This is a genomic window from Mycobacterium sp. 852002-51057_SCH5723018 (assembly GCF_001667035.1).
Taxonomy (GTDB): Bacteria; Actinomycetota; Actinomycetes; order Mycobacteriales; family Mycobacteriaceae; genus Mycobacterium.
Window position 1 is genome coordinate 38,731 of the sequence record NZ_LZIR01000022.1, and the last position, 20,359, is coordinate 59,089.

Below are 20,359 nucleotides of genomic sequence, written 5' to 3' on the forward strand. Positions count from 1 at the left end.
CCGGGTGGCACGACGCCCCCGCACTCTCGGCCCGACCGCCGAGGACCCCTCGTTCGGCCCGAAACACGTGCTCGAGTTGGTGCGCTCCACCGTTCCGCCGGTTCACCCCGCCGGGCTGCCGTTCGTCTCGGCCGGGCTGGCGCTCGCCGTCACGGGGCGCAGGTCGCGGTGGCTGCGCCGGGCGGGTCTGCTGGCCGCCGGTGCCTGCGCGGCGTTCTTCCGTCATCCGCCGCGGGTGCCGCCCAGCCGGCCCGGCGCCGTCGTCGCGCCCGCCGACGGGGTGATCTGCGTGATCGACTCGGCGGCCCCGCCGGCCGAGCTGGGCATGGGAGACAAACCGTTGCCGCGGGTCAGCATCTTCCTGTCGCTGCTGGACGCCCACGTGCAGCGCGCCCCGGTGAGCGGCGAGGTGATCGCCGTGCAGCACCGGCCGGGCCGCTTCGGGTCGGCCGACCTGGCCGCGGCAAGCACCGAAAACGAGCGCACCAGCCTGCGGCTGCGCACGGACACCGGCGCCGAGGTGGTGGCGGTGCAGATCGCGGGGCTGCTGGCGCGCCGCATCGTCTGCGACGCCCACGTCGGGGACAAGCTGTCGATCGGCGACACCTACGGCCTGATCCGGTTCGGCTCCCGGCTTGACACCTATCTGCCGCCGGACACGCAGCCACTGGTGAAGGTGGGCCAGCGCGCGGTGGCCGGCGAGACAGTGCTGGCCGAGCTGCGATGATCAGCAAGCCCCGCAGCAGGCGACCGGTCAACCTGCAGATCCTGCCCAGCGCGATGACGGTGCTGTCCATCTGCGCGGGCCTGACGTCGATCAAATTCGCGCTCGAGCACCAGCCGAAGGCCGCGATGGCGCTGATCGCCGCGGCCGCCATCCTGGACGGGCTGGACGGGCGGGTGGCCCGCATCCTGGACGCCCAGTCGCAGATGGGCGAGGAAATCGACTCGCTGGCCGACGCGGTGAACTTCGGCGTGACACCGGCGATCGTGCTGTACGTGACGCTGCTGTCTGGGTCGCCGGCCGGATGGGTCGTGGTGCTGCTGTACGCGGTGTGCGTGGTGCTGCGGTTGGCCCGCTACAACGCGTTGGCCGACGACGGCACCCAACCCGCCTACGCGCACGAGTTCTTCGTCGGGATGCCCGCGCCGGCCGGGGCGGTCTCGATGATCGGTCTCATCGGGCTCAAGCTGCAGTTCGGCGAGGGCTGGTGGACGTCGACGGTGTTCCTGTGCATCTGGGTGACGGGAACGTCGCTGCTGATGGTCAGCAAGATTCCGATGAAGAAGATGCACGCCGTGGCGGTGCCACCGAACTGGGCGGTCCCGCTGCTGTTGGCGCTGGCGGGCTGCGCGGCCGCCGCCGTGCTGGCCCCTTACGTGTTGATCTGGGTGATCATCATCGCCTACCTGTGCCATGTCCCCTTCGCGGTCCGCAACCAGCGCTGGCTGGCCGCGCACCCCGAGGCCTGGGACGGCGATTCCAAGCAACGGCGCGCCGCGCGGCGCGCGGTCCGTCAGGCCCGCCCGCACCGCCGGTCGATGACGCGGCTCGGGCTGCGCAAGCCGAGCGGGCGCCCGCGATGATGCCCGGCCCGGGCGGCCGACAACTGACCCTCACCGCCCGGCTGAACACCTCCGCCGTCGACTCCCGCCGCGGCGTCGTCCGACTGCATCCGAACGCTGTTGCCGCACTTGGCATCCGGGAATGGGACGCGGTGTCGCTGGCCGGCTCGCGCACCACCGCGGCGGTCGTGGGCCTGGCCGACCCGGGCGCCCCGGTCGGCATCGCGCTACTCGACGACGTGACGCTGTCCAACGCCGGGCTGCGGGAGGGCAACGCGGTGATCGTCGGTCCGGTCACCGTCTACGGCGCCCGGTCGGTGACCCTGTCCGGCTCGGCGCTGGCCACCGCCTCGATCACGCCGATCACGCTGCGGCAGGCGCTGCTGGGCAAGGTGATGACGGTCGGCGACGCCGTGTCGCTGCTGCCCCGCGATCTGGGTCCCGGCACCTCCACGTCGGCGGCCACCCGTGCGCTGGCGGCCGCGGTCGGGATCAGCTGGACATCGGAGCTGTTGACCGTCACCGGCGCCGACCCCGAGGGACCGGTCAGCGTGCAGCCCAACTCGCTGGTGAGCTGGGGCGCCGGCGTCGGGCCGGCCCCGCGGGAATCGATCGACTCGATCGACGTGGCCACCCCGGAGATCGTCGTCGAGGAGCTCAAAGGCGCGCAGCCGCAGGCCGCCAAGCTGACCGAATGGCTCAAGCTCTCGCTCGACGAACCGCACCTGCTGAAGACCCTGGGCGCCGGCACCAACCTGGGGGTGCTGGTGTCCGGGCCGGCCGGCGTGGGCAAGGTGACGCTGGTCCGCGCGGTGTGCGACGGCCGCCGGCTGATCATGCTGGACGGCCCGGAGGTCGGTGCCCTGGTTGCCGACGACCGGCTGAAAACGGTTGCCGCGGCGGTGAAGTCGGTCCGTGACCGCGGCGGTGTGCTGCTGATCACCGACGTCGACGCCCTGCTGCCGGCCACCGCGGAGCCGGTGGCCGCGCTCATCCTGGGCGAGCTGCGCACCGCGGTCGCCACCGAGGGGGTCGCGCTGATCACCACCTCGGCGCGGCCCGACCAGCTCGACACACGGCTGCGCGCCCCCGACTTGTGCGACCGCGAGCTGGGCCTTCCGCTGCCCGACGGCCCCACCCGCAAGGCGCTGCTGGAGGCGCTACTCAAACCCGCGCCCACCGGCACTCTCGATCTGGACGAGATCGCCGGTCGCACGCCGGGTTTCGTCGTTGCCGACTTGGCCGCGCTGGTCCGTGAGGCGGCGCTGCGGGCGGCGTCTCGGGCCAGCGGCGACGGCCAACCCCCGAAGCTCAGTCAGGACGACCTGCTCGGCGCGCTGACCGTCATCCGGCCACTGTCCCGCTCGGCCAGTGAGTCGCTAGCCGTCGGCTGGCAGCTAGGAAGTGTCACCCTGGACGACGTCGGCGACATGGCCGAGGCCAGGCAGGCGCTGACCGAGGCCGTGTTGTGGCCGTTGCAGCATCCCGACACCTTCGCCCGGCTCGGTGTCGATCCCCCGCGGGGGGTGTTGCTGTACGGGCCGCCCGGCTGCGGCAAGACCTTTGTGGTCCGCGCGCTGGCCAGCACCGGCCAGCTCAGCGTGCACGCCGTCAAGGGTTCCGAGCTGATGGACAAGTGGGTGGGCGCCTCGGAGAAGGCGGTGCGCGAATTATTCCGCAGGGCAAGGGATTCGGCGCCGTCGCTGGTGTTCCTCGACGAGGTGGACGCGCTGGCCCCCCGGCGCGGGCAGAGCTTCGACTCCGGCGTGACCGACCGGGTGGTGGCGGCGCTGCTGACCGAGCTCGACGGGATCGACCCGCTGCGCGACGTCGTGGTGCTGGGCGCCACCAACCGGCCCGACCTGATCGACCCCGCGCTGCTGCGGCCCGGCCGGCTGGAGCGGTTGGTGTTCATCGAACCGCCCGATGCCGCGGCCCGCCGCGAAATCCTGGGCACCGCAGGCAAATCCATGCCGCTGAGTCCCGACGTCGATTTGGACGAGGTGGCCGCCGGGCTCGACGGCTACAGCGCCGCCGACTGCGTGGCGCTGCTGCGGGAGGCCGCGCTCACCGCGATGCGTCGCTCGATCGATGCCGCCGACGTGACGGCCGACGACCTCGCCGCGGCCCGCAAAACCGTGCGCCCCTCGTTGGATCGCACGCAGGTGGAATCCCTACGCGCGTTCGGCGGGTCCGTTTAAGTGGCCGTCTAGCACCGCCCGCGCCGAGGCCGCGACGTCGGCTTCCAGCCAGGACGGCATGGGCTCGTCATGCGCGTGGCGCCGAATGACGGCGTAGGGCAGGTCGGCGACCGCCCGCGCGACGGCGTCGACGGATCGCGGATCGCCGCGGCCGTACAGTTGCGCCGCCAAGGCGGAAACCCGCTCGGTCAGCGGCGCATTCATCGCGGCGAGCGTTTCCCGAAACGCCGCGTCGGGCTCGCCGTCCAGTAGGTCCCCCGGCCGGATCGTCAACAACAGCCGGGCGTCCTCGGGCAGCTCGCGGGCGAAGGTGATGCCGGCGACGGCCATCGCCACGGCGGTATCCGCCGCCGTCTCCGCTTCGGCCGCCATCGCCCGGGCCTGGAAGCGTTCCAGCGCGCGCAGCCACGCCGCGGTCAGAATTCCGTCGCGGTTGCCGAAGCGGTGATACAGGGTGCCGGCGGGCGCGCCGCTCGCCTTCGCGATCGCCGCGACGCTCGCCGCCCTCGGCCCGCCGTCGAGCACCAGCGCCCGCGCGGCGTCGAGGATCACATCGGTTTCATGCTTCCGCGGTGGTGCCACGAGCTGTGACATCCCTCCCATCCGGGCGCTGCGGCGGGACCGCCCTTGAACACGCCGGCCCCGCCGTTCGTAACCACATCGCATACATCATCCCGAAAGGGTTGTGCCAACGCCTTCAAGGAGAACAGATGATCGCCGTTCCGCGGCCTGCCGGTATCGGCTCCGTCGCCGTTGCGCCCAGGGCAGGATCACGCGTGAATTTGCGCGACGTCCCGCCGACGATGCGGGTGATGACGGTGGCGATCATGGTGTCGATGGTTGTCTTCCTCGATGGCACCGTCGTAAATCTGGCCCTGCCGGCCACCGCGCGCGACATCGGCGGGGGCATGTGCTCGCAGCAATGGGTGGTTGACGGCTACCTGCTCGCCGTGGCGGCCACAGTGCTGCCGGGCGGCGCCATCTCCGACCTGTTCGGGCGGATACCGGTGATGCGCTTCGGGCTGGCGGCCTTCGGGGCGGGCTGCCTCCTGGCGGCGACCGCGACCAGCCCGGCGATGCTGATCGCGGGTCGGCTCGTTCAGGGTTTGGGGGGCGCGTTTCTGGTCCCCGGCTCGCTGGCCCTGATCAACTCGTCCTTCGGCCAGGCGGACCGGCCCGCGGCGATCGGGACCTGGACGGCCTGGACCGGCACCGCCTTCGCGGTGGGGCCGCTGCTGGGCGGGTTGACCGTGGACTACCTGAACTGGCGCTGGATCTACGTCTTGTCGGCGATCCCGATGGCCATCGGCTTCGCCCTGACGTTCTGGCTGCACCGGGTGCCGGGCCCCTCCCGACGCGCCCCGCTCGACATCGTCGGCGTCGCACTGTCCGCGGTCGGGCTGTCCGGCACGGTGTACGCACTGATCGAACAGGGGCGGCATGGATGGGGCGACCCCGCGGTCACGGCGGCGCTGGTGGTGGGGGTCACGGCGCTGGCGGCATTCGTGGCGTGGCAGCGCCGCGCGCCCCACCCGATGGTGCCGCTGAGCCTGTTCGCCGTCCGCAATTTCGCGGGAGTCAACCTGGCCACCGCGTTCGTCTACGGCGGCATCACGATGGGCTCGCTGGCCGTCGGCCTGTACCTCCAAGAGGTCGCGGGATTCTCGGCCACCGCCGCGGGCCTGGTCACCTTGCCCAGCCCCATCCTTACGTTGCTGTTCGCCCGCGGCGTCGGCAACATGGCCGCACGGATCGGCCCCCGGGTTTTCCTGGTCGCGGGTCCGGCGCTGGCCGGGTTGGGGCTGCTGCTCATCGGCCCCACGACACACGGATCCCGCGTCGTCACAGACGTATTGCCGGGCCGGGTCGTGCTGGCCGCCGGGATGGTCCTGGCCATCACACCCCTGGCCGTGGTCAATCTGTCTGCGGTCAAGTCCGCGCACAGCGGGATCGCCGCCGCGATCCAGAACGCGACGGGCCGCACTTCCGCGCTGATCGCCGTGGCCTTCATGGGGGTGATCACCGCCAACAGGCTCACCGACGCCAGCTTCGTCCGGCTGCTCCAGGTCAGCGCGGCGCTGTTCTTCGTCGGCGCCGTCATCGGCCTGGCCATCAGAAACCACGCCGCTGCCGCCGAGCCCGCACCCGACGAACTGGTGCCGGCTTGACAAACTAGTATGATCCTTCTATATGGAACGATTGCCCTATATCGACGCGCATGCCCTGACTGTCGGCGCGAGCCCGGACGAAACGTGGTCGGCGTTGCTGCGGGTGATGTGCCGCGACACCCGCGATCCGTCGACCGTGCCGACCGGTTTCGTCCTGGATGAAGCGCGACCGCCCGAACGGTTCGCGCTGAAGGGCCGCCATCCCTTCGCGGTCTACCGCTGGGTTTTCGAGCTGGAGGACGAAGCACCGCGGCGCACCCGCCTGAGCGCGCAAACCTGGGCGCGCTTCCCGGGTGTCCACGGCAAGATCTACCGCGCGCTCGTGATCGGCACCGGTGCGCACCGCGTCGCGGTGCGATGGACGCTGAAACGCGTTGCCGCGGCGGCGACCACGGAGCCGGCCGATTACGCGGACGTCTTCGAAGTCCCGATCCGTGACGGCGACTCGCGCAGTGCCGAACAAGCGTTCCGCGACGCCCTCGGGGCTGCACCCGGCGCGCTCGGGGGCCTCGTCTTGTGGATCCACCGCCACGTTCTGAGGTTCCGACTGGGTCCGTCTTCGGGTCGTGATTACGTAATCGGTTGGCGGATCGTGCGTTCGGGTCACGACGAGATAGTGCTGGAGACGGGCGGGCCGCTCATGCTCGGCCAGTTGACGCTGCGACGCCGGGACGGTCGCGCCAAGCTCGTCACGCGCCTGCAGTATCGCCGCAAGGTCGCCGCCCGAACGGTCTGGGCCTTGGTCGGCCCGCTGCATCGGGCCGTGGCACCGCGGCTGATGGAGCGTGGAGCGGCGACCCCGTGATGCCCGGGCTGACGTGGGGAGTCAGGCCGGCAGAACGAGCCGTGCCCCTGCCCTGCGACGGGCTGCTCGTGCGCCCCGGTATCCAAGCCGACCGGGCAATCACCATCCACGCGGCGCCGGCCATCGCGTTCGCGTGGTTGTGCCAGCTGCGGGTCGCCCCGTACAGCTACGACGCGCTCGACAACTGCGGGCGTCGCAGCCCGCGGGCGAGGGATCCCAAACTGGTTCGCCTGGAAGCGGGCCAGCGGTTCATGACGGTGTTCACGCTGCAATCCTTCACCGACGGCGAGCAACTCACCCTGCGGTCGAAGGGTGTGGCCGTGACATACCGCGTGCGGCCCGAGGGGACCGGCTCACGCCTGCACGCCCGCGTGGTGTTCGGTGGGCCGCGGGTGGTCGCGCGGGTGCTGGCGCTGGGAGACCTGGTGATGATGCGCAAGCAATTGCTCACGCTGAAGTCGCTGGCCGAGCGCGACGCGGCGACGGTCCCGTGATGCACTAGACAGCTATGACGGGCCCGGGCCACGCGCGCACCGCGCTACAGGTCGCCGAGGGAATCGACCTGTCGGGCAAGGTGTGTGTGATCACGGGCGCCTCGTCGGGGCTCGGCAGGGAATCGGCCCGCGCGCTGGTCGCCGCCGGCGCACACGTCATTCTGGCCGCGCGCAACCTCGACGCCCTGGCACAGACCGCCGCGTGGGTCCGGGACGAGGTGCCCGGCGCGCGGACCTCGACGGTCGGGCTGGACCTCACGGCGCTGGCCAGCGTCCGTGCGGCGGCGAGCGCGATCGGCGACATCGCGCCGGCGATCCATGTCCTGATGAATAACGCCGGCGTCATGTTCACCCCGTTCGGCCGGACCCGCGACGGCTTCGAAATGCAGCTCGGGACAAACCATTTCGGGCACTTCGAGCTCACCCGGCTGCTGCTCCCGCGGATGACCGCCGCCGGGGAGGCCCGGATCGTCGCCCTGTCTTCCGCGGGCCACATGATGGGTGACGTCGACTTCGACGACCCCAACTGGGAGAGCAGGCAATACGACAAGTTCGTCGCGTACGGCGCGTCCAAGACGGCCAACATCTTGCATGCCGTCGAGGCCGATCGCCGGCTGCGGGACACCGGCATCCGCGCCTACGCCGTCCATCCCGGCACCGTGGCCACTTCGTTGGCGCGGCACATGTCGCGGTCGGATTTCTCCCGGCTGCGCCGGAACGCCGGCCGCCTCGAGGTCACCACGCCCGAGTACGGTGCGGCGACGCAGGTGTGGGCGGCGGTGAGCCCACAGCTGGCAGGCCGGGGCGGCGTGTACCTGCAGGATTGCGCGGTCAGCGAGGCGGTCGCGCCCTATGCCCGCGACGAGCAGCGCGCGGCCGACTGGTGGACGCTCTCCGAAAAGCTGTGTGACAGAGCGTGACCCGGCCGCTCAGGGCTCCGGCAGCTCGCTCCAGTCGGCCGACAGCCGCGCGCTGAACCGCGGCGGCCGCCGGTCCAGGAAGGCGCTGACCCCCTCGCGGGCGTCGGCGGTGCCCATCACGCGCTGGTGTAGCTGGGTTTCCAGCGATGCGACCTGCCGCGGGGTGTAGTTGTTGATCGCGCCGTCCCACAACAGCCGCTTGCACAGCGCCGCCGACATCGGGGCGACGTGGGCCGCGATGTCGCGGGCCATCTCCACCGCGTGGTCGAGCACCCGCTCGGCGGGCAGCGCCCGGTTCGCGACACCGAGCGCCACCGCCTCCGTCCCGGTGAACGTGCGCCCGGTCAGCAGGATCTCGGCGGCCACCCCCAGGGTGCTGAGGTGCGCCAGCGTCCAGTGCGACATGCAGTCGGGAATGACGCCCCGACGCACTTGCACCACACCGTATTTGGCGTCGTCGGAGACCACGCGGATGTCGGCCTGCAGGGCAATGGTCAGCCCGATTCCGATGGCGTGGCCGTTGAGCGCGGCGATCACCGGTTTGCGCAATTCGAAGGCGGCGGGATCGATCGGCGAGGCCGAGAACGTGCTGCCGTCCGCCGGGGCGTCGAACGGCGAGACGTTGGCCGAGAAGTCCGCTCCGACGCAGAAGGCGGGCCCGGCCCCGGTCACCACGATCGCCAGGACGTCGTCGTCGGCGTCGCAGTCGGAGTACGCCCGGCTCAACAGCCGACCCATGTCGGCGGTGTAGGCGTTGAGGTGCTCGGGGCGATTGAGCCTGAGCACCGCCACGCCCCCGCCGATGTCGACCGTCACGTCGGCGCTCATCGCATCGCCCCCTATTCGGACAGCTGGAATTCCACCATGTCGGCGACGGCGTCGACGGCCTCGCCGAGCGCGGTGAGCCGCTCGGCGGCCGACGGCGCCGACAGCACGGCGTACCGGTCGGCCGCACCGATCGGGATGCGAGACGCCAACGCGTAAAGGCGTTGCCCGGCATCGGTTTCGTCGCCCGGCCCAAGCAGCACCTCGCGGCCCGGCAGCGAAGCGCCGCGGGCGGCCGCGATCCGCTCGAACAGGGCCATCACCCGGTCCTCGAGGTCGAGCAGCTCCGCGGGCGTCACCGGGTCGCCGGGCTCGTCGGGCCACGACGTCACCGTCGCGCGCGGGTAGGGCTGGTCGGGCAACCACTCGGCCACCCGGATCCGCGCACCGGTGCGGCAGCGCAACACGTATCGGCCCGCGCCGAGATCGGCGTATTCGTCGATCGTGGACAGCACACCGACGTCGCAACGCGCATCGTCGCCGCCCACCTCGCGGCCCGCCGAGATCAGCACCACACCGAACGGTTCGTCGCCCTCGACGCAGCGCCGCCCCAGCGCGCCGTAGCGGGGCTCGAAGATGCGCAGCGGCAGATCTTCGTCGGGCAGCAGCGCCGACTCGAGCGGAAACATCGGCCGCTCAACGGGTTCGGGATCCGCCATCACCTACACCTAGATGTCCAGCTCGGCCACCAGTGCGTCGACGACCGCCCGCAGGTCGCCGTCGTGTTCCTCGGCCACCCGCCGTTGCCGCTGATATGACGCGCCGTCGGCCCAGATGTCGGCCACCGCGCGCAGCTCGTCGGCGCAATGCAGGGACTTGGCGACCGGTTCCATGCGGTTCAGCACCTCGAGGAGGTCGTCGGTGACCAGCCGCTCGTTGCTCTCGGCGTCCAGGATGATCACCGCGTCCAGGCCGTAACGCGCGGCGCGCCACTTGTTTTCCTGCACGTGCCAGGGCGGCATGGTGGGCAGCGTCTCCCCGGCGTCCAGCCGGCGGTCCAGGTCGACGACCAGACAGTGCGTCAACGCGACCAGCGCGCCGAGCTCGCGCAGGTTGGACACCCCGTCGCAGACCCGCACCTCAAGCGTGCCCAGGTGCGGCGAAGGCCGTATGTCCCAACGTATTTCGTCTACGTGGTCGATGATGCCGGTCTTCTTCTGGTCGTAGACAAAGCCTTCGAACTCCGACCATCTCTGGAAGTGAAACGGCAACCCGGCGGTGGGCAGCTGCTGAAACATCATCGCGCGGTTGCTTGCGTACCCGGTGTCTTCGCCGACCCACCAGGGTGACGAGGCCGACAGCGCCAGCAGGTGCGGGTAGTACTTCAGCAGCGACGTCATGATCGGCATCACCTTGTTCGCCGAGGAGATTCCGACGTGCACGTGCACGCCCCAGATCAGCATCTGCCGGCCCCACCACTGGGTCCGCTTGATCAGCTCCGCGTAACGCGGTGCGTCGGTGAGCTTCTGGGCCGACCAGCGAGCGAACGGGTGGGCGCCCGCGCAGAACAGCTCCATGCCGCGGTCCCGGACGACCTTCCGTGCGGGGCGCAACGTCTGCCGCAGGTCTTCCATCGCCTGAGCGGTGCAGTCGCAGATGCCGCTGACCACCTCGACGGTGTTGCGCAGCAATTCCTTGTGTACACGCGGGTTTTCGCCGATCTCGGCGATCACGGCGGTGGCCTCGTTGCTCAGGTCGCGGGTCTGGGCGTCGACGAGCGCGAACTCCCATTCCACGCCAATGGTCGGCCGCGGTGACGGCGCGAAATCGATGCGGGCTTTCGCCCTGCTAGCCGGCACCGATGACACCGCACGCCACCCGCTTGCCGGCGTCACCGGTGGTCATCGTCGTCTCGTCGGGACCCGGTGTCCCGTTGGTCTGGTGGTAGCGCTCCGACGGGATGTTGGCGAAGTTATCGGCTCCGGCGTGAATGATGATCGCGGTCTTCTCGCCGGTGATCAGGTCGTCCATGGCGAAGGCATCGGTGGTGGTGACCAGCGTGCCGACGCCGTCCTTGCGGACCTGCAGCGAGGTCAGGTCGCCGCTGGCGGGCTCGCCCGAGTGCCCGGGCGCCTGGAAATGCCCACCGGCAGACAGGAAGTCGCCGGGCGCGCCGCCGGTAGGGGCCACCGAGTTCGGTTCACACTTGCCCGCCTTGTGGATGTGGACGCCGTGGAATCCCGGTGCGAGGTGACCGGCGCCGCTGGTCGCGATCGTGATGGTGGCGTAGCCGTTGCCGAATTCCAGCTTCGCGGTCGCGACCTCGGCGCCGTCGGGCGCCTTCAACAGCGTGGTGATGCTCCGCGCGGCCGGTGCCGCCGCCGGCTGCTGGCCGCCCTCGATGCCCGAAGTTGCCGATGGTGCGCTAGCTCCCGTCCACACCGCCGGCGTGGTGCCCGGGTTCGTCGAGGCGTGTTGGGGCGACGAGCACGCAGCCACCACAAAGATCGCGGACACGGCGGCGGCAGCGACAACGCGGTGCTTACGCATAGCGGAAGCCTATCTTGGCGACCGCCGATTTTCCGAGCAGCCGGAGCGTCAGCCCGTCACCAGAACGATGACGCCGGGCGGCTGGCTGGTGAGCGCCGGGATCCGCGGCTGGACGGGCGCTCCGAGCTTCTGGCCGACCGCATCGGCGGTGGCATGCTCGTCGTCGGCGTCGGTGTAGTACACCGTGGTGGCCGAGACCTCCGGCAGCGCCAGGTTGCCGACATCGGTCACCTTGAAACCGGCCGAGGCAAGCTGGTCCTTGGTGCGCGCGGCGACGCCCTCTTTCGACGAGATGTTGTAGACGCGCACCTCGGCCTGGGTCGCCGGGGCCTTGCTACTCGTCGACGCGGCCGGTGCGCTGGTTGTGACGCTCGAACCCGCCGACGCCGAGTCGTCGTCGGACTTCCCGGAGGAGCTCAGGGCCTGCCATCCCAGCAGCAGGAAGATGACGCCGAGGAACAACAGCACCATCACCATGGCCCGCAGGGGAAGCCCCGTCGAGTCGGGGACGCGCTCTTTCATCGAGCCCCACTGTAGCGAGTCAGGTCACCTCGAAGCCCAGGCGCCGCGCCGCGCGCGCCTTCTGGCGGCTGGCGCGCAGCCGTCGCAGCCGCTTCACCAGCATCGGGTCGGCGGCCAGCGCCTCGGGCCGATCCACTAGCGCGTTGAGCACTTGGTAATAGCGTGTCGCCGACATCGAGAACAGCTCTTTGATGGCTTCTTCCTTCACCCCGGCGTATTTCCACCACTGACGTTCGAACGCCAGGATGTCGTGTTCACGGCGGGTGAGCCCATCGGCGATTTCAGCGTCGTCCCCCGATCGATTTGCCCGCGCCATCGCGCTGTCCATATCGCTTCCTGGACCCTTCCGGAGATACTCGAAGTGCTCGAATGACTTATATATAGGCGTTTTAGGGCATGCTTCGCGCGAATATTGAACCACGCCACGAACCCTCAAGCCGTAATCCAGACCCGCGAGTCGGCCGACTGGTGAGATTGCCCTGGCTACCCCGAGCGTGCATCCTCGCCGGGCCTGGCCCGATCGCCCGACTCCTCCTCGCGCCGCTTTGCGGCGCGCATCGTCGCCGGGCCTAAGCTTTCCGACCATGGCAGTCGTACCCATCCGCATCGTGGGAGATCCCGTCCTGCACACCCCGACGACGCCGGTGCCAGTCGGCACCGACGGTTCGCCGCCGCCGGATCTGCCGGAGTTGATCGCCACCATGTACGACACCATGGACGCCGCGCACGGGGTCGGGCTGGCCGCCAACCAGATCGGCCATGGCCTGCGTCTCTTCGTCTACGACTGCGCCGAGGACCGCGGGTTGACGGACCGCCGCCGCGGCGTCGTCATCAACCCGGTGCTGGAAACCTCCGAAGTCCCCGAGACCATGCCCGACCCGGGCGAGGACGAGGAAGGCTGCCTGTCGGTCCCCGGCGAATCGTTCCCCACCGGCCGCGCGAAGTGGGCGCGGGTCACCGGGCTCGACGCCGACGGCAGCCCGGTCACCATCGAGGGCACCGGGCTTTTCGCACGGATGCTGCAGCACGAGACCGGCCACCTGGACGGCTTTTTGTACCTGGACCGCCTCATCGGCCGGTACGCCCGCGGCGCGAAGCGGGCCGTCAAGGCACACGGCTGGGGCGTGCCGGGACTGTCGTGGCTACCGGGCGAGGGGCCGGACCCGTTCGGCCACTGATGGTCTCGTGGCCGGACCCGGGAACGCGGGTGACGGTTCGCTACCGGCGCCCGGCCGGATCGGTTCCGCCGCTGACCGACGCGGTGGGACACCTGCTGGAGGTCGATCCGGTGGTGCGGGTGCGGACGAAGACGGGTGCGGTCGTCGAAATCTCGCCCGCCGACGTCGTAGCGCTACGGGTGCTGACCGACGCGCCGATCCGCACCTCGCAGATCCGCGCGCTCGAGCACGCGGCCGCGGCGGCCCGGCCCGGCGCCGAACGAGCCTGGCTCGACGGGTGGCTGCTGCGGGCGGAACCGGGAGCCCGGCTGGCCGCCAATTCGGCCTTACCCCTTGATGTTTCGGCGCGGCTAAGCGCGCTCCCGCAGATCGTCGCCTGGTATCGCGATCGGGGCCTGACGCCGCGGCTGGCCATCCCCGACCGCTTGCTGTCGCTGCCTCCCGGCGTGGCGGCCGAACGCACGGAACGAGTCCTGGTGCGCGACGTGTCGAGCGTCACGCTCGAGCAACGGCCGCGCAGCAGCCGGCGCGCGGCAGTGACCGACTCACCCGACGGCGCCCGGTGGGTGGGGGTGGATGCAATACGCGCGCCCGACGACCGCGCCGGTGTGGAGGCGCTGTTGGCCTGGGGTGCGAGCCGCGGGGCGACCCGCGCGTACGTCGAAGTCGGCGACGACGACACCGATGAGATCACACTCGCCGAATCGCTGGGCTTCCGGCTGCACCACCGGCGCCGCTACGTCACGGCGCCGGCAATCGATACCGTCTAGCCATGCCCGAGCGGACGGTTGATGGCGGCGACCCGGCTGATGGCGGCGACCCGCTGCGCCCGGCTTCGCCGCGCTTGCGATCGCCGGTTCATGGCGGCGACCCGCTGCGCCCGGCTTCGCCGCGCTTGCGATCGCCGCTGCTGCGGCTGGCCACCTGGAATGTGAATTCGATCCGCAGCCGCCTGGACCGCGTCGTCGACTGGCTGGCTCGCGCCGAGGTCGACGTGCTGGCCATGCAGGAGACCAAGTGTTCGGACGGCCAATTCCCCGCCCTGCCCTTCTACGCACTGGGCTACGAGGTCGCACACGTCGGCTTCAACCAGTGGAACGGCGTGGCCATCGCCTCGCGCGTCGGTCTCGAGGACGTGCAGATCGGCTTCGAAGGGCAACCGACCTGGAGCAGCAAGCCCGACGTGGCGGCCACGGCGGAGGCCCGGGCGCTGGGCGCCACCTGCGGCGGCATCCGGGTGTGGAGCCTGTATGTGCCCAACGGCCGCGCGGTGGGCGATCCGCACTACGTTTACAAGCTGAATTGGCTTGCAGCCCTGCGTGATACGGCGGCGGGCTGGCTGCGCGACGATCCCGCGGCCCAGATCGCGCTGGTCGGCGACTGGAACATCGCCCCGCGGGACGAAGACGTCTGGAGCACCGAATACTACGCGGGCGCCACGCACGTCTCGGAGCCGGAGCGCCGCGCGTTCAACGCGATCGTCGACGCGCAGTTCGCCGACGTGGTAAGGCCTTTCACCCCGGGCCCCGCGGTCTACACCTACTGGGACTACACGCAGCTGCGGTTCCAGAAGGGACGGGGCATGCGCATCGATTTCATCCTCGCGTCCCCCGCGTTGGCCGGCCGCGTGACCGGCGCGCAGATCGTCCGCGACGAGCGCAAGGGGAAGGCGCCGAGCGATCACGCGCCGGTGCTGATCGATGTGAGCCCCGTTTGAGTCGCGTTGAAAGTTGGTATGCACGTCCGCGGCAAGCAAAATCCAAAAGTTGCTCGTTGTACGCGCGTTTGTAACGTGGCAGGCTTTCGCTTGATAGATGCGCAGAAACGGCCTCGTTTTTGCTGTTAACCTTGCGTTCAACGGGTATACATCTTGCCAACGCGGTTCCCGGTGAGAGCGAGTAGGACTAGGGAGTCATCATGGGTGTCGTCGGCGGTGCAGTCCGGAACGTGAGCAGGACGGTGGGTCGTGCGGCGGACGCGACTACTGCGGCCGCCGGCGCCGTGGGTGGGGCCGCCGTCAATGGGATTGTCGGCGGCGTGACCGGCGCCGCAGAGGGCATCAAGCGCGGCGTCAGCAGCGGCAGCCACTCGACGCCGGCGGCCGCGCTGGCCTTGGGTGCACTGGGCGTCGCCGGCCTGATCGAGTGGCCGGTGCTGCTGGCGGTCGGCGGCGGCGCGCTGGTGCTGCATCGGATGCAGCGCAAGCCCGGGACGCCGGCGTCGGCGAAGGCGAGCTTGACGCCGGTGCCGTCGGCACCGGCGGCTAAGAAGGCGGCGCCACGGAAGTCCGCCAGCAAGCCGGCGGCCAAGAAGGCGGCGGGGCGGCGGGCCGGGTCCGCCAACTTGCGCAGCACCAATTAGGTTGCGCGGCAACAACTACACGAAACCGTTTGAGCAGCCCTTGAGCATCGTCCCGTCGCTACCACGATCGATGCCGTTGCGGGCCTTCGCGCAAGAGGCGTTGCACATCGCGGCGATACCGCTGCGCGAAGGCGCCAGGGCGCTCACCGGCGACCTCCCCCACGAAACGCTGAGCCGGCGCTGCTGGCGGGGCGAGAGCCGCGCCTGGATCGAGGTGCGCGGCCTCGACGGCGGCGGTGAAGATGAGCTCGGGGAGGCCGTGCTCGCCGCGCTGCGGGACCATCCCGGCGTCACTTCGGCCGGCCTGAACTACCCCTTGTCGCGGGTGGTCGTAGGCATCGACGGCCCGGACACGTCGCTGCGTGAGCTGTGCCGCATCGTCGAGGGTGCCGAAAAGTCTTGCCGCACGAGGACAGCGGTCCCTCGGGCCGCGCTGCCCGGCGACGGCGTGGTGGCGGCGACCAGGGCCGTCACCGTCGCCGCCAACGCGGCCGGGCTCGGTTTCGCGGTGGCCGGGCGGGCGCTGCGCTGGCCGCGATTGCCGATCGGCTTCCAGGCGGGCGTGGTGGCGGTGGAGTACCAACCGCGGCTGCGCCGCCTGCTCGAGGACCGCATCGGCGGGCCCGCGACCGACACCGTGATGACGCTCGCCATGGCGGCCGCCGAAGCGGTCACCCAGTCCCCGGCATCCCTGACCGTCGGCCTCCTCATGCAGTCGCTGAAGGCAGCCGAGTGCCGTGCCGAGGCGCGGGCCTGGCGCGAGCACGAACCCGAGCTTGCCCGCCACGCCGACCAACCGCACGCCGAGGCGGCGCCGCCCCGACCACCGCGGTCCAGACCCATGGAACGCAACGCCGGTCGTTTCGCGCTCGTCCAGGCGCTAAGCGCCGGCCTGGTCGGCGCCACCACCCGCAACCTGAACATGGCCGCGACCGCCGTGCTGGTGACCGCCCCCAAGGCCACCCGCACCACCCCGGAGGCGTTCGCCGCGGCCCTGGGGCGCGGGTTGGCCGATCAGCACGCGGTCCTGTCGTTGCGACCGGACGCGCTGCGCCGCCTGGACCGGGTGGACGCGATCGTCATCGACCCGAGGGTGTTGTGCACCGGCAGCCTGCGGGTGGCGCGCATCCGCGGCGCCGACGAGCGGGAGCTGTCCGCGGCGTGGAACCGCGCCCAGCTGGTGCTGGAGAACAACGGGCAACGGCCGGGCTGGCATCGGGTGCCGGGAATATCGCCCAGCGCGTCGGATTCCGGCGTCGAGGCGCTGTTCCGCCCGGCCCACGATCCGCTGGCGTCGGCCGTGGTCGCCGAGGCGCACCGCACCGGAGCCGAACTGGTGTCCGTCGACGTCGATCTGCTGGGCGAGCTGCGGCCGGCGTTCGACGAGGTCACGCCCCTGGAAGGCGGCTCCATCGACGATGCCCTGGCTCGGGCGGTGGCCGAGCTGCAACGGGCGGGCCGCACCGTGGCCGTGCTGTCTTCGTCTGGCGCGCAAGCGATCTCGTCGGCCGATGTGGCGCTCGGCGTCATGGCGCCCGGCGCCGCCCCACCCTGGTGCGCCGACCTGCTGCTGCCCGACCTGTCGGCTACGTGGCGGGTGCTGCACGCGCTTCCGGCGGCCAAGGCCGCCACCGAGCGGGGCGTCGGGATATCGGCCGGCGCGACGGCCATGGGATCGCTGCTGATGATTCCGGGCGTCCGCGGGCTCGGGCCCGGGCCGGTGACCACCGGTGCCGCAGCGGGCATGCTCTCCGGTTACCTGCTGGCCCACGGAGTCATGGGCGCGGACACCCCGCGCCCCGCGGCCGTCCACGAGTGGCACGCGATGTCGGTCGAACAGGTCCGCAGGGCCCTGCCCCCGCCCCGGTCGGACGCGCACGCCCCGCCCGAAGGGCAGGTCCCGGCGCCCCCGAACGCGCTGTGGCAGCTCCTCAAGGCCGTCCGCGCCGAGTTGACCGACCCGCTGACCCCGGTGCTCGCGCTCGGGTCGGCGGCCAGCGCCGTGCTGGGCTCACCCGTCGACGCGGTGCTGGTCTTTTCCGTGCTGACCGGCAACTCGATCCTGGCTGCCAGCCAGCGGCTGCGCGCCGAAAACCGCCTGAACCGTCTGCTCGAGCAGCAGATCCCGCCGGCCCGCCTGGTGGAAAGCGAACCCGACGGGCAGCGCACGTACACCGATGTGCTCGCCGCGCAACTGCGGCCCGGGGACGTCATCGAGATCCGGACCCACGAGGTGGTGCCCGCCGACGCCCGGCTCATCGAGGAGGTCGACGTCGAGGTCGACGAGTCGACGCTCACCGGGGAGTCGCTGTCGGTGGAAAAGCAGGTCGAGGCGACGCCGGGCGCCGAGCTGGCCGAGCGCCGCTGCATGCTCTATGCAGGGACGACCGTGGTGGCGGGCACCGCCGTCGCAGTGGTGACCGCCGTCGGCGCCGACACCCAGGAACGCCGGGCGGCCGAGCTGGTCTCCGGCGACCTGTCCTCCGACGTGGGGCTGCAGCACCAGCTCAGCCAGCTCACCAACCGGGCCTTCCCGGTCAGCATGACCGGGGGCGCGCTGGTCGGCGCGCTGGGCATGTTGCGCGGCACGGTGTTGCGCCAGGCGGTGGCCAGCGGCATCGCCATCGCCGTCGCCGCCGTCCCCGAAGGGATGCCGTTGGTGGCGACCCTGGCGCAGTCGGCGTCGGCGCGGCGGCTGACAAAGTACGGCGCGCTGGTCCGCGTTCCGCGTTCGGTGGAGGCGCTCGGCCGCATCGACGTGGTCTGCTTCGACAAAACCGGAACGCTCAGCGAGAACCGCCTGCGGGTTTCGCAGGTGCGGCCTGCGCCGGGGCACTCGCGCGAGGAGGTCCTGCGCTGCGCCGCGCATGCGGCGCCGGCGTCCAACGGCGGCCCGCAGGCGCACGCCACCGACGTGGCCATCGTCGAGGCGGCCGTGGGCTCGCTGAACGGCTCGGCGCCAAGCACGGAGGCGACTGAAATCACAGCGCACCTTCCCTTCCGTTCCGGCAGGTCGTTCTCGGCCTCGGTCACCGGCACGGAGCTGACCGTCAAGGGGGCGCCCGAGGTGGTGCTGGCCGCCTGCAACGCGGTGGGGTCGGACGCGGACATGCTCGAAGGTTCCGTCGCCGAACTGGCCGCCAACGGGCTGCGGGTGATCGCGGTCGCGCGGCGCCGGCTGACGTCGCAACAGGCCCGGGCGATCCGGGACGACCCCGACGACATCGCCGAGTTCTGCAGGGACGGGCTGACGCTGACCGGGTTCCTCGGCTTGTCCGACACCCCGCGCCCAGAAGCCGTCGGACTGCTCGCGAACCTGCGGGAGCAGGGTGTGGGCGTGAAGCTGATCACCGGCGATCACCCGATCACCGCCCTTGCCATCGCGCGGGAGCTGGGCCTGTCGGTGACCGCCGAGCAGGTGATCAGCGGTGCCGAATGGGATTCGCTGCCGCGCAAGGATCAGGAACGCGTCGTGACCGAGCGGGTGATCTTCGCCCGGATGACGCCGGAGAACAAAGTCCAGGTCGTTCAGACGCTGGAGGGCGCCGGGGTGCTGTGCGCGATGGTCGGCGACGGGTCCAACGACGCCGCCGCTATCCGGGCCGCCACCGTGGGCATCGGCGTGGTCGCCGGCGGGAGCGACCCGGCCCACATGGCGGCCGACGTGGTGCTGGTGGACGCCCGCATCGAGGCGCTGGTCCACGCGATCGCCGAGGGGCGCCAACTGTGGCAGCGGGTGCAGGCGGCGGTGTCCGTGCTGATCGGCGGCAACACCGGCGAGGTGCTGTTCGCCATCATCGGCAGCGCGATCACGGGCACCTCGCCGCTGAACACCCGGCAGCTGCTGCTGGTGAACATGATGACCGATGCGCTGCCCGCCGCCGCCCTCGCGGTCAGCGAGCCCAGCGCACCCGTCAACCCGGGACTACGCGGGCCGGATCAGCCCGCGCTGTGGCGTGCGGTGGCCATTCGCGGGGTCACCACGGCCGCCGCGACGACGGTGGCGTGGGCGATGGCAAGCGTCACCGGGCGCCCGCAGCGGGCATCCACCGTGGCGCTGGTCGCGCTGGTGGGCGCGGAGCTGGGTCAGACCCTGCTCGATTCCCGCGCCCCGCTGGTCGTGCTCACCGCGGCGGGCTCGCTGGTCGCGATGGGGACGATGATCAGTATTCCGGTGGTCAGCCAGTTGCTCGGCTGCACACCGCTGGGTCCGGTCGGCTGGGGGCAGGCTCTTGGGGCCGCCGCCGGGGCGACCGTGGCGATTGCCGTTCTGAACCGGGTATCGGACGGTTGGGGCATGCCGAACAGGCTGCCACCCGGGCCTGACGAGGCTGCGACGAACGGCGCGCCGACCGATCGGATTGTCGAATCTCCACCACCCCGACGCGCCAGAGCAGCGCATAGAGTTCAACCAACGGCACCCGCAGCACGAAAGCGATCGACGAAGCCAGCGGATCGGCCACGGAGTCGGTCGTCGACATAAGTCCGACGGTGACCTCAGTACCCGGCGAGGTGGCAAACCCTTCGTTACCGAAAGGCAAATGATGGCGGAAAAGAAGACGCGCAGGGGGACGCCCCAGCGCGAAGCGGTGCAGAAGATCCGTGAAGCCGAAACGTTCGTGGTGAACGTGCCGGTGGTGGGTCAGCTGGAGATCCCCCGCCCGGAGCAGCTGGCCTACTTCGGCGGTCTGGTCGCCCTGGCCGCATTCGAACTCATCGACTGGCCCGTCGCCCTGGTGATCGGCGCCGGGCACTTCCTGGCGGCCAGCCACCACAACCGGGTGCTCGAGGAGCTCGGCGAGGCCATGGAAGACGCCTAGCGGAGGCCT

20 protein-coding genes and 1 pseudogene are annotated in these 20,359 nt (G+C 70.9%); 13 read left to right on the plus strand and 8 right to left on the minus strand.

The annotated features are described in order from the left end of the window. The first annotated feature begins 4 nt into the window (after nt 1–4). The 3 genes from A5764_RS05500 to A5764_RS05510 are packed head-to-tail and all read left to right on the plus strand — an operon-like array spanning nt 5 to nt 3,767. Nucleotides 5–727, plus strand: coding sequence for a phosphatidylserine decarboxylase (locus tag A5764_RS05500; protein ID WP_067109787.1), 723 nt, complete (start codon nt 5–7; stop codon nt 725–727). Continuing rightward, the gene (gene pssA, locus A5764_RS05505; protein WP_067109790.1) at nt 724–1,587 is read left to right on the plus strand and encodes a CDP-diacylglycerol--serine O-phosphatidyltransferase; all 864 of its coding nucleotides are present in this window, start codon (nt 724–726) and stop codon (nt 1,585–1,587) included. Before A5764_RS05500 ends, pssA begins: the two co-directional genes overlap by 4 nt. Further along, on the plus strand, nt 1,584–3,767 hold the full coding sequence (locus tag A5764_RS05510) for an AAA family ATPase (RefSeq protein WP_156664512.1): 2,184 nt from the start codon (nt 1,584–1,586) through the stop codon (nt 3,765–3,767). The genes pssA and A5764_RS05510 overlap by 4 nt, the downstream gene beginning before the upstream one ends. Here A5764_RS05510 and A5764_RS05515 read toward each other — a convergent pair. Continuing rightward, nucleotides 3,741–4,349 (minus strand): TetR/AcrR family transcriptional regulator, encoded by a 609-nt coding sequence (locus tag A5764_RS05515; protein ID WP_067109851.1) that lies wholly within the window; start codon nt 4,347–4,349, stop codon nt 3,741–3,743. The two genes, A5764_RS05510 and A5764_RS05515, sit on opposite strands and share 27 nt — an antisense overlap. 194 nt (nt 4,350–4,543) lie before the next feature. Here A5764_RS05515 and A5764_RS05520 point away from each other — a divergent pair, with 194 nt between their 5' ends. The 4 genes from A5764_RS05520 to A5764_RS05535 are packed head-to-tail and all read left to right on the plus strand — an operon-like array spanning nt 4,544 to nt 8,154. Continuing rightward, nucleotides 4,544–5,935: an MFS transporter gene (locus A5764_RS05520; RefSeq protein WP_231989616.1), complete on the plus strand. Its 1,392-nt coding sequence runs from the start codon at nt 4,544–4,546 to the stop codon at nt 5,933–5,935. Nucleotides 5,936–5,957: 22 nt separating this feature from the next. Continuing rightward, nucleotides 5,958–6,740: a DUF2867 domain-containing protein gene (locus tag A5764_RS05525; RefSeq protein WP_067109795.1), complete on the plus strand. Its 783-nt coding sequence runs from the start codon at nt 5,958–5,960 to the stop codon at nt 6,738–6,740. Between the two features lie 41 nt (nt 6,741–6,781). After that, the gene (locus A5764_RS05530; RefSeq protein ID WP_231989617.1) at nt 6,782–7,234 is read left to right on the plus strand and encodes a hypothetical protein; all 453 of its coding nucleotides are present in this window, start codon (nt 6,782–6,784) and stop codon (nt 7,232–7,234) included. 14 nt (nt 7,235–7,248) lie between these two features. Beyond that, nucleotides 7,249–8,154, plus strand: coding sequence for an SDR family NAD(P)-dependent oxidoreductase (locus A5764_RS05535; RefSeq protein ID WP_067109801.1), 906 nt, complete (start codon nt 7,249–7,251; stop codon nt 8,152–8,154). A 9-nt stretch (nt 8,155–8,163) separates the two neighbouring features. Here the strand turns inward: A5764_RS05535 and A5764_RS05540 are convergent, their stop codons facing one another. The 6 genes from A5764_RS05540 to A5764_RS05565 are packed head-to-tail and all read right to left on the minus strand — an operon-like array spanning nt 8,164 to nt 12,319. Further along, nucleotides 8,164–8,982, minus strand: coding sequence for an enoyl-CoA hydratase/isomerase family protein (locus A5764_RS05540; RefSeq protein ID WP_067109804.1), 819 nt, complete (start codon nt 8,980–8,982; stop codon nt 8,164–8,166). 11 nt (nt 8,983–8,993) lie between these two features. Then, complete coding sequence (locus A5764_RS05545; protein WP_067109855.1) at nt 8,994–9,638, minus strand: LON peptidase substrate-binding domain-containing protein; 645 nt, start codon at nt 9,636–9,638, stop codon at nt 8,994–8,996. A gap of 9 nt (nt 9,639–9,647) precedes the next feature. Further along, a complete protein-coding gene (locus tag A5764_RS05550) occupies nt 9,648–10,778 on the minus strand; it encodes a glutamate--cysteine ligase (RefSeq protein WP_082951510.1) in 1,131 nt (376 codons plus the stop codon). Beyond that, the gene (locus tag A5764_RS05555; protein WP_067109809.1) at nt 10,768–11,469 is read right to left on the minus strand and encodes a superoxide dismutase family protein; all 702 of its coding nucleotides are present in this window, start codon (nt 11,467–11,469) and stop codon (nt 10,768–10,770) included. Before A5764_RS05555 ends, A5764_RS05550 begins: the two co-directional genes overlap by 11 nt. Before the next feature lie 48 nt (nt 11,470–11,517). Continuing rightward, the gene (locus tag A5764_RS05560) at nt 11,518–11,991 is read right to left on the minus strand and encodes a LytR C-terminal domain-containing protein (protein ID WP_067109812.1); all 474 of its coding nucleotides are present in this window, start codon (nt 11,989–11,991) and stop codon (nt 11,518–11,520) included. 19 nt (nt 11,992–12,010) lie between these two features. Next, nucleotides 12,011–12,319: a DUF3263 domain-containing protein gene (locus A5764_RS05565; protein ID WP_067109814.1), complete on the minus strand. Its 309-nt coding sequence runs from the start codon at nt 12,317–12,319 to the stop codon at nt 12,011–12,013. Between the two features lie 256 nt (nt 12,320–12,575). Between A5764_RS05565 and A5764_RS05570 the strand changes: the two genes are divergently transcribed. The 5 genes and pseudogenes from A5764_RS05570 to A5764_RS29995 form a co-directional block, all read left to right on the plus strand. Then, nucleotides 12,576–13,169, plus strand: a complete 594-nt coding sequence (locus tag A5764_RS05570; RefSeq protein WP_067109817.1) for a peptide deformylase — start codon at nt 12,576–12,578, stop codon at nt 13,167–13,169. After that, nucleotides 13,169–13,939 (plus strand): GCN5 family acetyltransferase, encoded by a 771-nt coding sequence (locus tag A5764_RS05575; RefSeq protein WP_067109822.1) that lies wholly within the window; start codon nt 13,169–13,171, stop codon nt 13,937–13,939. The genes A5764_RS05570 and A5764_RS05575 overlap by 1 nt, the downstream gene beginning before the upstream one ends. A 140-nt stretch (nt 13,940–14,079) precedes the next feature. Next, nucleotides 14,080–14,886 carry an exodeoxyribonuclease III gene (locus tag A5764_RS05580; protein ID WP_067109858.1) on the plus strand — a complete coding sequence of 269 codons (807 nt, stop codon included), beginning with the start codon at nt 14,080–14,082 and terminating at the stop codon, nt 14,884–14,886. A 200-nt stretch (nt 14,887–15,086) separates the two neighbouring features. Beyond that, complete coding sequence (locus tag A5764_RS05585; protein ID WP_067109825.1) at nt 15,087–15,530, plus strand: hypothetical protein; 444 nt, start codon at nt 15,087–15,089, stop codon at nt 15,528–15,530. A gap of 1,825 nt (nt 15,531–17,355) precedes the next feature. Then, nucleotides 17,356–19,743: pseudogene (locus tag A5764_RS29995) on the plus strand (cation-translocating P-type ATPase); the annotation flags it as partial. On the opposite strand, the gene A5764_RS30000 reads toward A5764_RS29995, so the two are convergent. Next, nucleotides 19,709–20,011, minus strand: a complete 303-nt coding sequence (locus tag A5764_RS30000) for an Rv1535 domain-containing protein (RefSeq protein ID WP_369807276.1) — start codon at nt 20,009–20,011, stop codon at nt 19,709–19,711. The pseudogene A5764_RS29995 and the gene A5764_RS30000 overlap by 35 nt on opposite strands. Nucleotides 20,012–20,074: 63 nt before the next feature. On the opposite strand from A5764_RS30000, the gene A5764_RS05595 reads away from it, so the two are divergent. Further along, nucleotides 20,075–20,350 carry a hypothetical protein gene (locus tag A5764_RS05595; RefSeq protein ID WP_156664516.1) on the plus strand — a complete coding sequence of 92 codons (276 nt, stop codon included), beginning with the start codon at nt 20,075–20,077 and terminating at the stop codon, nt 20,348–20,350. Nucleotides 20,351–20,359: the final 9 nt, after the last annotated feature.